General features: G+C 69.1%; 15 protein-coding genes. 8 read left to right on the top strand and 7 right to left on the bottom strand.

Annotated features, from left to right (window positions below; translation table 11 throughout):
- From AC1DYP_RS12760 to AC1DYP_RS12750, 3 genes are all read right to left on the bottom strand, one after another.
- Complete coding sequence (locus AC1DYP_RS12760) at positions 1-1,455, bottom strand: DEAD/DEAH box helicase (RefSeq protein WP_477046648.1); 1,455 nt, start codon at positions 1,453-1,455, stop codon at positions 1-3.
- 255 nt (positions 1,456-1,710) lie between these two features.
- Positions 1,711-3,315: a hypothetical protein gene (locus AC1DYP_RS12755; RefSeq protein WP_477046647.1), complete on the bottom strand. Its 1,605-nt coding sequence runs from the start codon at positions 3,313-3,315 to the stop codon at positions 1,711-1,713.
- 71 nt (positions 3,316-3,386) lie between these two features.
- Positions 3,387-3,722 carry a PRC-barrel domain-containing protein gene (locus tag AC1DYP_RS12750; protein WP_477046646.1) on the bottom strand — a complete coding sequence of 112 codons (336 nt, stop codon included), beginning with the start codon at positions 3,720-3,722 and terminating at the stop codon, positions 3,387-3,389.
- Between the two features lie 179 nt (positions 3,723-3,901).
- On the opposite strand from AC1DYP_RS12750, the gene AC1DYP_RS12745 reads away from it, so the two are divergent.
- The 4 genes from AC1DYP_RS12745 (at position 3,902) to AC1DYP_RS12730 (ending at position 7,484) form a co-directional block, all read left to right on the top strand.
- Complete coding sequence (locus tag AC1DYP_RS12745; RefSeq protein WP_477046645.1) at positions 3,902-5,185, top strand: MFS transporter; 1,284 nt, start codon at positions 3,902-3,904, stop codon at positions 5,183-5,185.
- A gap of 7 nt (positions 5,186-5,192) precedes the next feature.
- The gene (locus tag AC1DYP_RS12740) at positions 5,193-6,833 is read left to right on the top strand and encodes a glycoside hydrolase family 43 protein (RefSeq protein WP_477046644.1); all 1,641 of its coding nucleotides are present in this window, start codon (positions 5,193-5,195) and stop codon (positions 6,831-6,833) included.
- A 76-nt stretch (positions 6,834-6,909) separates the two neighbouring features.
- The gene (gene mutT, locus AC1DYP_RS12735; RefSeq protein ID WP_477046643.1) at positions 6,910-7,314 is read left to right on the top strand and encodes an 8-oxo-dGTP diphosphatase MutT; all 405 of its coding nucleotides are present in this window, start codon (positions 6,910-6,912) and stop codon (positions 7,312-7,314) included.
- A complete protein-coding gene (locus AC1DYP_RS12730) occupies positions 7,230-7,484 on the top strand; it encodes a Flp family type IVb pilin (protein WP_477046642.1) in 255 nt (84 codons plus the stop codon). The genes mutT and AC1DYP_RS12730 overlap by 85 nt, the downstream gene beginning before the upstream one ends.
- Positions 7,485-7,509: 25 nt before the next feature.
- Here AC1DYP_RS12730 and AC1DYP_RS12725 read toward each other — a convergent pair whose 3' ends face one another.
- On the bottom strand, positions 7,510-8,424 hold the full coding sequence (locus AC1DYP_RS12725) for a methyltransferase domain-containing protein (RefSeq protein ID WP_477046641.1): 915 nt from the start codon (positions 8,422-8,424) through the stop codon (positions 7,510-7,512).
- Between AC1DYP_RS12725 and AC1DYP_RS12720 the strand changes: the two genes are divergently transcribed.
- From AC1DYP_RS12720 to AC1DYP_RS12705, 4 genes are read left to right on the top strand one after another with little or no spacing between them, the layout of a single operon-like run.
- Complete coding sequence (locus tag AC1DYP_RS12720; RefSeq protein ID WP_477046640.1) at positions 8,423-9,202, top strand: phosphoribosyltransferase family protein; 780 nt, start codon at positions 8,423-8,425, stop codon at positions 9,200-9,202. The two genes, AC1DYP_RS12725 and AC1DYP_RS12720, sit on opposite strands and share 2 nt — an antisense overlap.
- A gap of 31 nt (positions 9,203-9,233) precedes the next feature.
- Positions 9,234-9,488: a glutaredoxin 3 gene (gene grxC, locus AC1DYP_RS12715; RefSeq protein WP_477032565.1), complete on the top strand. Its 255-nt coding sequence runs from the start codon at positions 9,234-9,236 to the stop codon at positions 9,486-9,488.
- Positions 9,485-10,321, top strand: a complete 837-nt coding sequence (locus AC1DYP_RS12710) for a carbon-nitrogen hydrolase family protein (protein WP_477046639.1) — start codon at positions 9,485-9,487, stop codon at positions 10,319-10,321. The genes grxC and AC1DYP_RS12710 overlap by 4 nt, the downstream gene beginning before the upstream one ends.
- 15 nt (positions 10,322-10,336) lie before the next feature.
- Positions 10,337-10,771, top strand: coding sequence for a DUF1178 family protein (locus tag AC1DYP_RS12705; RefSeq protein ID WP_477046638.1), 435 nt, complete (start codon positions 10,337-10,339; stop codon positions 10,769-10,771).
- Positions 10,772-10,839: 68 nt separating this feature from the next.
- On the opposite strand, the gene AC1DYP_RS12700 is transcribed toward AC1DYP_RS12705, so the two are convergent.
- The 3 genes from AC1DYP_RS12700 to ubiG form a co-directional block, all read right to left on the bottom strand.
- A complete protein-coding gene (locus AC1DYP_RS12700; protein ID WP_477046637.1) occupies positions 10,840-11,151 on the bottom strand; it encodes a glycine zipper 2TM domain-containing protein in 312 nt (103 codons plus the stop codon).
- 148 nt (positions 11,152-11,299) lie between these two features.
- A complete protein-coding gene (locus AC1DYP_RS12695; protein ID WP_477046636.1) occupies positions 11,300-12,337 on the bottom strand; it encodes a glycine zipper 2TM domain-containing protein in 1,038 nt (345 codons plus the stop codon).
- Positions 12,338-12,505: 168 nt separating this feature from the next.
- Positions 12,506-13,282: a bifunctional 2-polyprenyl-6-hydroxyphenol methylase/3-demethylubiquinol 3-O-methyltransferase UbiG gene (gene ubiG / locus AC1DYP_RS12690; RefSeq protein ID WP_477046635.1), complete on the bottom strand. Its 777-nt coding sequence runs from the start codon at positions 13,280-13,282 to the stop codon at positions 12,506-12,508.
- Positions 13,283-13,299 lie beyond the last annotated feature (17 nt).

Raw genomic sequence — 13,299 nt, 5'->3', positions numbered from 1 at the left:
TTAGTCGATCGGGTTCCAGCGTTCCGACGGGGCGGCCGCGCGCTTGGGGCCGCGGAAGTCGCCGCCGCCCGAGCGGGCCTGGCCCTGGGCGGCTTGACCCTGACCGCCGCCGTTGCGACCACGGTTGTCGGTGCGACCTTGGCCGCCCGACTTGCCCTGGCCCTGACCTTGGGCCTTCTGGCCCTGGCCGCCGCCCTTGTTCGGACGGTTGCGCTGGCGGCGCAGTTCCGAGGGGACGTTGTTGCGCGGGTCGGCGCGGCGCGGATCGACGTACTTCTCCGGCGGGGCCAGCTTGTCGGCCACGGCCGCGGCGGCCGCCAGGTTCTTGTCGTTGCGACGGTCGAAGGTCGGGATCGTCTGGCGGGTGGCCTTCTGGATGTCCTTCAGCAGCGGACGCTCGTCATCGGCGCAGAAGCTGATGGCGACGCCGTCCTTGCCCTTGCGGGCGGTGCGGCCGATCCGGTGGACATAGGCCTCCGGCACGTTGGGCAGCTCGTAGTTGAACACGTGGCTGATGTCGTTGACGTCGATGCCGCGCGCGGCGATGTCGGTGGCGATCAGCGCCTTGACTTCGCCGGCCTTGAACGAGGCGAGAGCCCGTTCACGCTGGCCCTGGGTCTTGTCGCCGTGGATGGCGGCGGACTCGATGCCGCTGGCGGTCAGGTACTTGGCCACGCGGTCGGCGCCGCGCTTGGTGCGGGTGAAGACGATGGCGCGCTCGACGGCCTTGTCGGCCAGCAGTTCGGCCAGCAGGGGACGCTTGCGCTGGGCTTCGATGAAGATCAGCGACTGGTCGATGCGCTCGACCGTGGTGGCCTGCGGGGTGACCGACACCTGGGCCGGGTTCTTCAGAAGCTCGCCGGCCAGCTTGCCGATCTCGCTGGGCATGGTGGCCGAGAAGAACAGGTTCTGGCGTTCCTTGGGCAGCTGGCTGGCGATCTTGCGGATCGGCACCACGAAGCCCAGGTCCAGCATCTGGTCGGCTTCGTCCAGGACGAAGATCTCGACGCCGTTCAGGTGGGCGGACTTTTCGCCCAGGTGGTCCATCAGGCGGCCCGGGGTGGCCACGACCACGTCGACGCCGGCCGCCAGGGCCTTCATCTGCGGGCCGTACTTCACGCCGCCGAAGATGGTGGCGACGGTCAGGCCCATGTGGGCGCCGTAGGCCTTGAAGTTGTCGGCGATCTGGGTGGCCAGCTCGCGGGTCGGGGACAGGACCAGGCAGCGGAAGCCGCGGCGCGGGGCCGGCTTACGGTCTTCGGCCAGGCGGTGCAGGATCGGCAGGGCGAAGGCGGCGGTCTTGCCGGTGCCCGTCTGGGCGATGCCCAGCAGATCGCGGCCCGACAGCACGGTCGGGATGGCTTGCGCCTGGATCGGGGTGGGCGTGGTGTAGCCCTTGTCGGTCAGCGCCTTCAGCAGGGGTTTGGCGAGGCCGAGATCGGTGAATTGAGTCAAGTCAGATGCTTTCGTGCAGCCACGAGACGGCGCATGCGATCCTCGCACGGCTCGCCTGGCGGCGGGTCGGTGGGGAGCGCCCCGCGTGACACGGGCGGTCTGATGAGAAGCTTTCAGGGCGCTCGACAGGCTGGACCAGGAAGGTCCCTCACGCGGCTGGAGCACCGATAACGCCAGATGGCGTAGCCGCTATGTCGTTTATTGCAGGTGCGAAGTCAAGGGGAAGCCAAGAACGGCAAGGATTTGACCGTCGGCTCAGGCATGGGTGTCGATCCGACGGCTGGTCGCCAGGACGTTCCGGACGGGCGCGTCCTCGGTCCCGCGCGACCTGACGCCCTCTAGGAAGCGCTTTTGGCTGTCGGCGACGTGCTTGAGGGTTTCCAGGACCCTGGCGCTGGCGGCTTCTTCGGGGGTCTGGGCCGCCTTGGCTTTGGCCGGGGCCTCGTCGTCCAGGCTGTCGAGCAACTTGCGGGCCTGGCCGGTCCAGGAATCGTAGCCCTGGTCATTGGTCCAGCGCAGGCTCTGCAGCGTCTTGAACAGCGGGCTGCCGGTGAAGGCGGGGTCGTTGATCTTGGACGCGTCGTCGACGCCGTAACGGGCCAGGATCCCGGCATAGAGGGTGTTGATCGCGCTGCGGGCCGAGTAATTGTGCTTCATGCTGTCGAGCGAGGCGAAGCGGACCTTGCCCGCGTCGTCGTGGCTGTTCAGCGCGAAATAGGCCTGTTGATCATCGTCCGACAGCCGGTTCAGGCGGTCGAGCTGCACCTTCGGCGCATCCGTGCCGGGGCCCAGGCCGCCGCTTACCGCGTCGTCCAGGCCCCAGACGTGCTGTGCGAAGGTCGCGGCCGAGAAGGCCTTGGCGATGGCCGCTCGGGCCGGCCCGACATTGTCAGTGGCTCTCAGATAACCGTTGACCATGTCGTAGGCGGCCAACTGGTCCGCGACGGCGGCCTTGCCGGAGGTGTCGTTCAGCGTGGCCAGGGCGGCCATCAGGGTCTTGCCGCTAGGGCCGGAGGGCGCGGACAGCGAAAGCGACGTCGGGGCCGGCGACGGAGCCTCGGCGGCCGGGGCGGGCCCGTACTGGGCGAAATGGGCCTGGACCTTGGCGGTCCAGTCGTCGGTGTCCGGCGGGGTGTGCGAGAGCTTGGCCAGCGCCACGGTGGCGTCGTCTCCGGCCGCGCCGGCCACCGCCACCAAGGCGTCGCGGCGACCGTAGAAATCGTTGGCCCCGCCATAGGGGTTGGTGGCGATCAGGCTGGCATAGGTCGGATTGGTCTCGGCGGCGGCCAGGGCGCGCTCAACGGCGGCACGGGCCTGCTGATTGGCGCGGTAGGCGTAGACCGAGGCGTTGGGCGTCTCGCCGCTGATCATCTGGTTCTGCAGGCCGATGGCGCCGACATAGATCTGCTGGTCGCTGGCCGACAGGGAGTCGAAGGCCGCCAGGGCGTTGTCGAACGAGTCGGCGGTCTTGGTCCCGCCGGACCAGTCCTTCAGGCCGGCGATGGCGGTGAGCAGGGATTGGGCGCGACGGGCGAACGGCGAGTCGAGCAGCGCGACGCCGGCTGGGCCCGTGTCGCCCTTGGCGGCCAGGTCGGCCACCAGCTTGTAGGCCTGCAGCTGGTCTTCGATCGAGGCCTTGCCCGAGGTGTCGTTCAAGGCGGCGACCGCCCGGTTGAGGTCGTCCGCCGACGGCGGCTCCGAAGCGGCGGCCAGGGCTTGCTGGGCCTCCGGCGACAGGGAGACGGAATCGGCGGGAGTGTCCGGCGTCGTGGTGACCGGCGGCGGCGGCGCGGCGGGAGGGCTCATCGCGGTCGCGGTCGCGGGCGTGGCGGACGGCGTCGTCGTAGGGGCGATGAGCATGGATGGAACTCCCTGGTCTCATCAGCTCCATGCAATCTTAAGTTTCAGTGAAAGAGCCGTTTACGGGCCTTTCACTCGAAAAACTTCTCGACCTGAGCGCCCCAGCCGTAGGTGGCGCTGCCCAACTGGTCGCGGTCGTAGGCCGGGGCCTCCTTGAAGCGGTCCTTGGTCAGGTCGGCGACATAGACCTCGTCCTTGTCGTCCCAGGTCAGCAGGCGCCAGGGCAGGGGGCGGAACTTGCCGCCGGCCGCGAACAGGCCCGCCGGTTCGACGGCCACGTAGCGGGCGATGCCGGCGTCGCGGTCGATGAACACCTCGCGGATCACGCCCAGCTTGTGGCCTCCGGCGTCGTTGATCTTCACGCCGATCAGGGCGGCGCTCTTCACCAGGCGATCTTCGACGCTCATCGGGGTCTCCTTCGGGTTGTTCCGGGGAACAAACGCGGCCACGGCGAAGATCGATCCATTGGTCAGACCTTGGTCGGGATGGTCAGGCCACTCGCCTTGCGAATGATAGTGGGCCCGTCTATGCCTGTTACCGCTACCGTCGCGGCAGGGCCGTCACAGGCGGAGCTGGGGAGAAACGCATGAGCGGCAAGATCCGGGGCCTGCGCTGGTGGATGATCGGTCTGGTGATGCTGGGCGCGGTGCTCAACTACCTGACCCGCAGCACCCTGGGCGTCGCGGCCCCGACCGTGCTGGCCGACCTGCACATCGGCCCTCAGGAATATTCCTGGATCACCGGCGCCTTCCAGCTGGGGGTCATGCTGCAGCCCCTGTGCGGCTACGTGCTGGACTCGATCGGGCTGAAGCTGGGCTTCGCCCTGTTCGCCACCGCCTGGTCGCTGATCACCATGGCCCATGGCTTCGCGGGCAATTGGCAGATGCTGCTGGGCATGCGCGGCGCGCTGGGCGTGGCCGAGGGTTGCGCTCAGCCCGCCGGAATGAAGGCGGTGTCGACCTGGTTCCCCGCCAAGGAGCGAGGCTTCGCCGGCGGGTTCTTCAACATCGGCGCCTCCATGGGGGCCGTGCTGGCGCCGCCGCTGGTGGCATGGTCGATCCTGCTGTGGAACTGGCGAGCCGCCTTCCTGGTGGCCGGCGGCCTGGGCCTGGTGTGGGTGGTGCTCTGGCTGTTCGCCTACCAGTCGCCCGACAAGCACAAGGCGTTGACGGACGCCGAGCGCGACCTGATCGCCTCGGGCCAGGAGACTCACCTGGAGGACGCCGGAACCAAGCCGTCGATGCTCAGCCTGCTCAAGCGCCGCAACTTCTGGGGCATCGCCCTGCCCAGATTCCTGGCCGACCCGACCTGGGGCACGCTGTCGTTCTGGGTGCCGCTGTATTTGACGACCGTACGCCATTTCGACCTCGCCCAGATCGCGATGTTCGCCTGGCTGCCGTTCGTGGCCGCCGACATAGGCTGCCTGTTCGGACCGGCCGTGGTGCTGTTCCTGCAGAAGCGCGGAGTCAGCCTGATCGACGCTCGCCGCTGGGCCTTCACCCTGGGGGCGGTGTTGATGACCGGCATGATGTTCGTGGGCCGTGTCGAAAGCCCCTACCTGGCCATCGCCTTGCTGTGCCTGGGCGGCTTCGCGCACCAGACCCTGTCGGTGACGGTGATCACCATGTCGTCCGACCTGTTCCGCCGCAACGAGGTGGCGACCGTGGCGGGCATGGGCGGGTTCTGCGGCAATCTGGGCGTGCTGATCTTCTCGCTGCTGATCGGCGGACTGGTGGCCAAGGTCGGCTATGATCCGTTCTTCGTCGCCCTGGGCGTGCTCGATCTGGCGGGGGCCGTCCTGCTGTGGACCCTGGTCCGCGACCCTGGCCGCCTGTCACCGACCAAGCCCGTCGCCATTCCGGCCCTGTAGAGTTCCCATGCCGCAAGACCTGATCCAGAACCCGATCCTGCGGGGCTTCAATCCCGACCCGTCGATCATCCGGGTCGGCGAGGACTATTACGTCGCCACCTCGACCTTCGAGTGGTTCCCGGGCGTGCAGATCCACCACTCGCGGGATCTCGTGAACTGGCGGCTGCTGAGCCGGCCCCTGACCCGTCCCAGCCAGCTGAACATGCTGGGCGCGCCCGACAGCTGCGGGGTCTGGGCCCCGTGCCTGACCCACGCCGACGGCAAGTTCTGGCTGATCTTCACCGACGTGAAGCGCTACGGCCGCACCACGGTGGGCGGGGCGTCGGGCGCGTCCCTGCGCGACTTCCACAACTATCTGGTCACCGCCGACGACATCGAGGGGCCGTGGTCGGACCCGGTGTTCCTCAACAGCAGCGGCTTCGACCCCTCGCTGTTCCACGACGACGATGGCCGCAAGTGGCTGCTGAACCAGCTGTGGGACCACCGGCCGGGCCGCAACCGCTTCGCCGGCATCGTGGCCCAGGAGTACGACGCCGTCGCCGCCAAGCTGGTCGGCGAGCGCAAGCTGATCTTCCCCGGCACGCCCCTAGGCCTGACCGAGGCGCCGCATCTCTACAAGCGCGGCGGCTGGTACCACCTGATCACCGCCGAGGGCGGCACGGGCTTCGGCCACGCCGTGACCATGGCCCGCTCGCGCACCCTGGAGGGGCCCTACGAGCTGCACCCCGACGGACCGGTGCTGACCTCGCGCGACCGGCCGCACGCGGCGCTGCAGCGGGCCGGCCACGCCGACCTGGTCGAGACGCCCGACGGCACGACCTGGATGGCCTACCTCTGCGGTCGACCCTTGCCCAACCGCGGGCGCTGCGTGCTGGGCCGCGAGACGGCGATCCAGCCGATGACCTGGGGCGACGACGGCTGGCTGCGCACCCGCGACGGGTCCGGCGATCCGGAACTGACGCCGCCGTCGCCAGGCCTGGCGCCGCATCCGTTCCCGCCGACGCCGGACTGGACCGACTTCGACGGCCCCGACCTGCCGCTGGACTTCCAATGGTTGCGCTCGCCGTTCCCCGACGACCTGTTCAGCCTGACCGCGCGCCCCGGCTGGCTGCGCCTGTTCGGCCGCGAGACGATGGGCAGCCAGTACCGCCAGACCCTGGTCGCCCGCCGCCAGCAGGCGATGTGCTACGGCGCCCGCACGGTGCTGGACTTCGCGCCCGAGCACTACCAGCAGGCCGCCGGGCTGGTCTGCTACTACGGGGCCAACAAATTCCACTACCTGTTCGTGTCGCGGGACGAGGAGAACGGCCGCCACGTCCAGGCGATGTCGGCCCTGCCCGACAGCCCCCAGGCCGACGCCTTCACCAGGCCGATCCCGCTGCCCGCTGACGGCCTGGTCCACCTGCGGGTCGAGGTCGACTACGAGCGCCTGCGCTTCGCCTTCAGCCTGGACGGCGAGGCCTGGACCTGGCTGCCGCAGGTGTTCGACGCCTCGATCCTGTCGGACGAGGCCACCAGCCCGGGCGCCCCCAACTTCACCGGCGCCTTCGTCGGCATGGCCTGCCAGGACCTGTCGGGCATGGCCTTGGCGGCGGACTTCGACGGGTTCGGGTATGTGGAGCGGGAGTATGTGGCCGTGGTGGGGTGAGCGCGCCTGAATCCCTCTCTCTTTGAGAGAGGGATTCACGGTTGCCAAGCCGTGCTTGACGTTCAACTAAGGCCCCATGATCAAGCCCACCGTCCTCGTCGCCGCCGCCGCCTTGATCGATGTCGACGGCCGCGTGCTGATCTGCCAGCGCCCCCAGGGCAAGCAGCTGGCCGGTCTGTGGGAGTTTCCCGGCGGCAAGGTCGAGCCCGGCGAGACGCCCGAACAGTGCCTGATCCGCGAGCTGGACGAGGAGCTGGGCATCAAGGTCGCCCAGGCCTGCCTGGCCCCGTTCGTTTTTGCCTCGCACAGTTACGAGTCCTTTCACCTACTCATGCCACTGTACCTGCTGCGGCGCTGGGAAGGACTGGTGACCGCCAAGGAGCACGAGGCGCTGAAATGGGTGAAGCCGGACCAGTTGGCGGACTATCCGATGCCGCCGGCCGACCTGCCGTTGATCGCCTGGCTGCGCGATCTGCTCTGAGCCGCTTTTGGCGCGACGAGCGCGGCGCCACGGCCGTCGAGCTCGGCTTCATGGTCGCCATGATCGCCCTGGCCCTGGTCGGCATCCTGGGCGCCCTGCAGGGCAATATCTCGATCTCGTTCGGCAAGATCGCCTCGACGATGGACAAGGCCAACGCCGAGAACCCCTAGGGCTGAAGCGCCCTAGCCGCCGGCCCTAACCGCCCGCCTTGTCGCCCGCCGGCTGCTCGACCGTGTTCAGGGCGTCGGCCAGCCGCATCTTGGCCGAGCCGGGGCGCAGGGGCTTCTGCTGGCTTTCGTGCGGAGCCCAGCCCGTCACCGTGATGATCTCGAACGTGGCCGGCACGCGGCCGTCGGGCTCGGCGAAGCGCTGCTGATAGATCTCCATCGCCCGCAGCAGCACCTTGCGGCCCAGCGGCTTGCGCGAGCGGTCGATCAGCACGCTGGTCTCGCCCATGGTCCGCAGGTCCTTGAGCAGGGCGATCGGATGGGCGTAGCGCACCTTGACCCGGTCCTTGTCGGCCACGGGCAGGGCGAAGCCGGCGCGCTGCAGCAGGCCGGCGGCGTCGACCGTGTCGGCGAACGGCGAGACGCGCGGGAAGGCCCCGCCGGTGACCTCGTCCTCGGCGGCCAGCAGGGCCTGGCGCAGCTCGGTCAGGGTGGCCCCGCCGAACAGGGCGCCGACGAACAGGCCGTCGGGCTTCAGCGCGCGGCGGATCTGGATCAGGGCCCCGACCAGGTCGTTGGTCCAGTGCAGGGCCAGGGTCGAGACGGCCAGGTCGATCGACGCGTCGCCGAACGGCAGGCGCTCCTCGTCGACCGCGATCCGCAACCCGCCGCGGCCGGCGAGCATGCCCTCCGACAGGTCGGTCTCGATCAGAAGGCCGATCTTGGCGCGGGCGTCGCTGTCTTCCAGGGCGCGCGAGAAAGCGCCGTTTCGGCTTCCGAGATCGACCGCCACCGGAAACTCCCGCAGGATCGCCTCCAGGCGCATCACCGCGTCCTCGGCGGCGCGGGCCTTCAGGAAACCGGCGGCGTCGAAGCCGGGGGCGGCGCGGTCGAGACGGGCGCGCAGCAGGGCGCGGTCGAAGAGCAGGGGGGCGGTGGTCATGTCCGCGCAAGATGGGACTTCTCGCGCCTTATGGAAACCTCCCGCTGGCGTCACGGCGTTCGCGCAAGGGATGCTGGACCTGATCCTGCCGCCGCGCGCCTTCGACGGCGGGGCGGCCCTGACCTCGGGCCTGTCGGCCCAGGCCTGGAGCCGCATCACCTTCCTGGACGGCCCGGTCTGCGACGGCTGCGGCGCGCCGTTCGCCTTCGACACCGGCGAGCTGCGCTGCGTCCTGTGCCAGACGAGAGACCGCGCCTTTGCCCGGGCGCGGGCCGCCTGCCTGTACGACGAGCACTCCCGCGACCTGATCCTCAAGCTCAAGCACGCCGACCGCACCGACCTCTCGAGCCTGTTCGCCCGCTGGCTGTCGCGCTGCGCCGCCGACCTGCTGGAGGAAGCGCAGGCCGTGGTCCCCGTGCCGATGCACCGCTCGCGCCTGCTGCGCCGCCGCTACAACCAGGCCGCCGAGATCGCCCGGCCGCTGTGCGCCATGACGGGCAGGACCTATCTGCCCGACACCCTGGTGCGAAAGCGCGACACCGACAGCCAGGGCGGCAAGTCGGCCGACGGCCGCCGCCGCAACGTCGCCGCGGCCTTCGCCGTGCCGGAGTCGAAGCGTCATCGGGTGATCGGCCGCAAGGTGCTGCTGATCGACGACGTCCTGACCACGGGCGCCACCGCCGAGGGCTGCGCGCGGGCTTTGTTGGCCGCCGGCGCCACGCAAGTGTCACTCGCGGTCGTCGCGCGCGTTACAGAAATGCAAGCGCGTCCTATATGAGGACGGAAACGACTTCTGTTACGGATTCCCCATGGCCAAGGTCACCATCTACACCCGTCCGTTCTGCGGCTACTGCGCCCGGGCTTTGAAGCTGCTCAACGACAAGGGCGCCGACTTCACCGAGGTCGAGGCGGGCATGGATCCGGCGCTGCGCAAGGAGATGATGGACCGCTCGGGCCGCACCACCTTCCCGCAGATCTTCGTCGGCGAGCAGCACATCGGCGGCTGCGACGACATGTTCGCCCTGGAGCGCGAGGGCAAGCTGGACCCGCTTCTGGCCGCATGACCCCCCTTCAAGCGCCCTTGCGCGTCGGCCTGATCCAGACCCGCACCCCGGCGACCCACGAGGCGGCGCTGGCCCATGTCGCGCCGATGGTGCGCGAGGCGGCGGCGCGGGGCGCCAAGTTCATCCTGACGCCCGAATGCACCAACGTGCTGCAGAAGGACCGGGCCAGGCTGCTGCCGACCCTGGTCTCGCTGGACGACGACCTGGTGGTGCGCGGCCTGCGCGACCTGGCCCGCGAGCTGGGCGTCTGGATCGACGTCGGCTCGGCGCTGGTCAAGCGCGAGGACGGCAAGGCGGCCAATCGTCAGGCTGTGATCGACCCGACCGGCGCGATCGTGGCCACCTACGACAAGCTGCACATGTTCGACGTCGACCTGCCGACCGGTGAGACGGCGCGGGAATCGGCGACCTACGAGCCCGGCGAGCGGGCCACGGTGGTCGAGACGCCGTTGGGCGCCTTCGGCCTGACCATCTGCTACGACATGCGCTTTCCGGCCCTGCACCGGGCCCTGGCGTTGGGCGGGGCCAAGATCCTGACTGTTCCGGCCGCCTTCACCCGGCCCACCGGCGAGGCCCATTGGGACATCCTGCTGCGGGCCCGGGCCATCGAGACCGGCTCGTTCGTGATCGCGGCGGCCCAGGGCGGCTTCCACGAGGACGGCCGCGGCACCTGGGGCCGCTCTATCGTCGTGGGCCCCTGGGGCGAGGTGATCGGGAAACTTGACCACGACGAGCCGGGCGTGTTGATCGCCGACCTCGACCTCGCGGCCGTCGACAAGGCCCGCGCGGCGATCCCGGCTCTGAAGAACGCCCGTGCCTTCACGGGTCCCTGACCCCATATAGGCTGCATGATCAAGTACGCGCTCGCTTGCGACCACGACCACGCCTTCGAGGGTTGGTTCGGCTCGTCGTCCGACTATGACGACCAGGCCGCGCGCGGGCTGCTGGAATGCCCGCTGTGCGCCTCCAAGACGGTGCGCAAGCAGATCATGGCTCCCGCCGTGGCCGGGACCAAGGCCCAGAAGGCCGCGCCCGAGCCCAGCGCCGCCATGCGCGAGATGATGATGACCGCCATGGGCGAGGTCCGCCGCCAGGTCGAGGAGAACTTCGACTATGTCGGCGACCGCTTCGCCAAGGAGGCGCGCGACATCCACGACGGCAAGTCCGAGGAGCGCGGCATCTACGGCGAGGCCTCGCCCCGGGAGGTCAAGGCCCTGGTCGAGGACGGCATCAAGGTCGCCCCCCTGCCGCCGCCCCCGCCGAAGAAGACGGACGTGAACTAGGCCGGGGAGCGCGCACGAAAAAGGGGACGGTTTCCCGTCCCCTTTCCCGACGTGCCGTTCAGAGCCGCTTAGTAGTAGCGGTACTCGTAGTGGCAGTTCTTCTTCTTGGAATTCTTCTTGGCGATCTGGTTGCCGGCGACCGCGCCGACCACGCCGCCCAGCACCGCGCCTTCGGTCTTGGCGCCGTTGCCGGCCACCACCGCGCCGAGCGTGCCGCCCGACAGAGCGCCGATCACGGTGCCCTTGTTGCGAGCGCTCTTGGTGCTCTTGCAGACCCAGACCTTGTGACGGGTCTGAGCTTCGGCCGCCGTGACGGCGATCGAGGAGGCCGTGAAGCCGAGAGCGACCACGACGGCGAGAGTCTTAAGTTGAGCGCGCATGGCGAGCTCCCTTCATTGCTGTTGAATGTCTTGAGCGGTGAAACGCCCAAGCTGGGATTGGGTTCGATGAGTGTCGACTTTCCGACCTGAACGGGGGATGAAACGACGGCGGCGCCGCCGTTCATCTCCGCGTCAGGTCGGGCGCCGGTCAGCCCTGGACGCGATAGCGGCCCTCGCTGTCGGGGCAGACGCGGACGTAGCGGGTCTCGACGCGGCCGTTGTAGTCGGTGTCGGCCGGGGCCAGGCGGCAGCGCTTGGAATAGTTGTCGTAGACGGCGCTGGAGCTGGCGCGATAGCGGCTGCTTTCGCGATAGGGCACGGTGTCGTCATAGGTCCAGTACTGGCCGGCGGTGTCGCAGCGGCCCTTGGCCGAGGCGTTGCCGATGCTGGCGCCGATGCCCGCGCCGACCAGGGCGCCCAGCACGGTGCCTTCCGGCTTGGCGTTGCGGGCGGCGATGTTCGAGCCGGCCACGGCTCCGACCAGGGCGCCGATCACGCCGCCGGCGGTGGCGTTCTTCTTGGCGTCGGTGCGGCAGGGCTCGTTGTACGAGACGTTGTCGCCGTAGCCGCCGGCATAGGGCGCGCTGTAGCGGGTGGCGTAGTCGGGATAGCGGCGATCATACGAGCCCGAGCCGTAGCGACGGTCGTAATCGGCGCGCGACCGCTCGTAGTCGGCGCGATCGCGTTCATACTGGGCGCGCTGGCTCAGATAGTCGCTGTTGCTGGTGGTGTAGCCGCTCCCGTTGACGCTGAAGCGCCGGGCTTGATCCGGATAGCGACGGTCATAGGCGCCGTTGCCGTTGCGACGGTCGTAGTCGCGGCGGGTGTCCTCATAGACCTGGCGGTCGTGATCGAAGGCGGTCTGCTCGCGATAATAGTCCGAGCTGTTCTGATAGCCGGGGCTGTCGAAGCGGGTGGCGTACTGCGGATAGCGGCGGTCGTAGGCTCCCGAGCCGTAGCGACGGTCATAGTCGGCGCGGGCCCGTTCGTACTTGGCGCGTTCGGCCTGGTAGGCCTTCTGCTGGGAGCGATAGTCGGCCGAGCGCTCGTCATAGGCGGCGCGCTGGTCGCCGTAGGTTTCCAGGCGCTGCTGGTAGGCCGCGTCAGCCGACTGGGCGAAAACAGGCGCGGCGGTGCTCAGGGCGACGGCCGAGGCCATCAGCCACACAGTGGTCTTGGAAGTCATGATAGCTCTCTCCGTTCCGACGAACGGATCGACGTCTGGCCCCCGAAACGAGCCGCCAATCCTTTGCAGGGTGTCCCTGGCCAATAGAAGGCGCGACAGCGGTACAGGTTCCGTTTCGACGCTGGAGCGCCCCCATCTTGTCTCTGGAGCGTCTTGCCTGCGGGGCGCCTAGTCCTTGGTGACGGTCATCATGTAGTTGATGTCGCAGTCGACCGAACGGCTCCAGCGGCCGGTCAGCGGGTTGTAGGCCACGCCGTACGGGCCGTGCACCCGGACGGGTTCGCCGGCCAGGAAGGCGCGCAGTTCGTCGGGCTTGAGGAACTGCTTCCAGTCGTGGGTGCCGGGCGGCACCCAGCGCAGCACGTATTCGGCGCCGATCTTGGCCAGGGCCAGGGCCTTCAGCGTGCGGTTCAGGGTGGCGACGATCAACAGGCCGCCGGGCTTCAGCAGCCTGGCGCAGGTGCGCAGGAATTCCCCCGGATCGGCCACGTGCTCGATGACCTCCATGGTCAGCACCACGTCGAACGGCCCCGCGCCCTCGGCCAGCAGCTGTTCGGCGGTGGCCGGGCGATAGCCGATCTCGATCCCTTGCTCGGCCGCGTGGGCGGCGGCGGTCTTGATGTTGTTCTCCGAGGCGTCGATCGCGGTGACGGTGAAGCCCAGCCGCGCCATCGGCTCGCTCAGCAGGCCGCCGCCGCAGCCGATGTCCAGCAGCGACAGGCCCTCGAACGGGGTGCGAGCATTGCCGTCGCGGTCAAACCGCTCGAGCGCCTGCTCGCGGATGAAGCCCAGCCGGCAGGGGTTGAACACGTGCAGCGGCGCGAACTTACCGTGCGGGTCCCACCACTCCGCGGCGATGGCCGAGAACCGCGCCACGTCGGCGGGGTCGATGCTCCAGGAGGGGGCGTTTCCGGCGGAAGGGGGCGCGTCGGCGGACTGGCTCATGCTCCTCATGTAGCAAC

The sequence above is a fragment of the Caulobacter sp. P1_D6 genome, assembly GCF_056406095.1.
The sequence above is the reverse complement of the archived record's forward strand: the minus strand, read 5'-3'. Positions and strand labels throughout refer to the sequence as shown.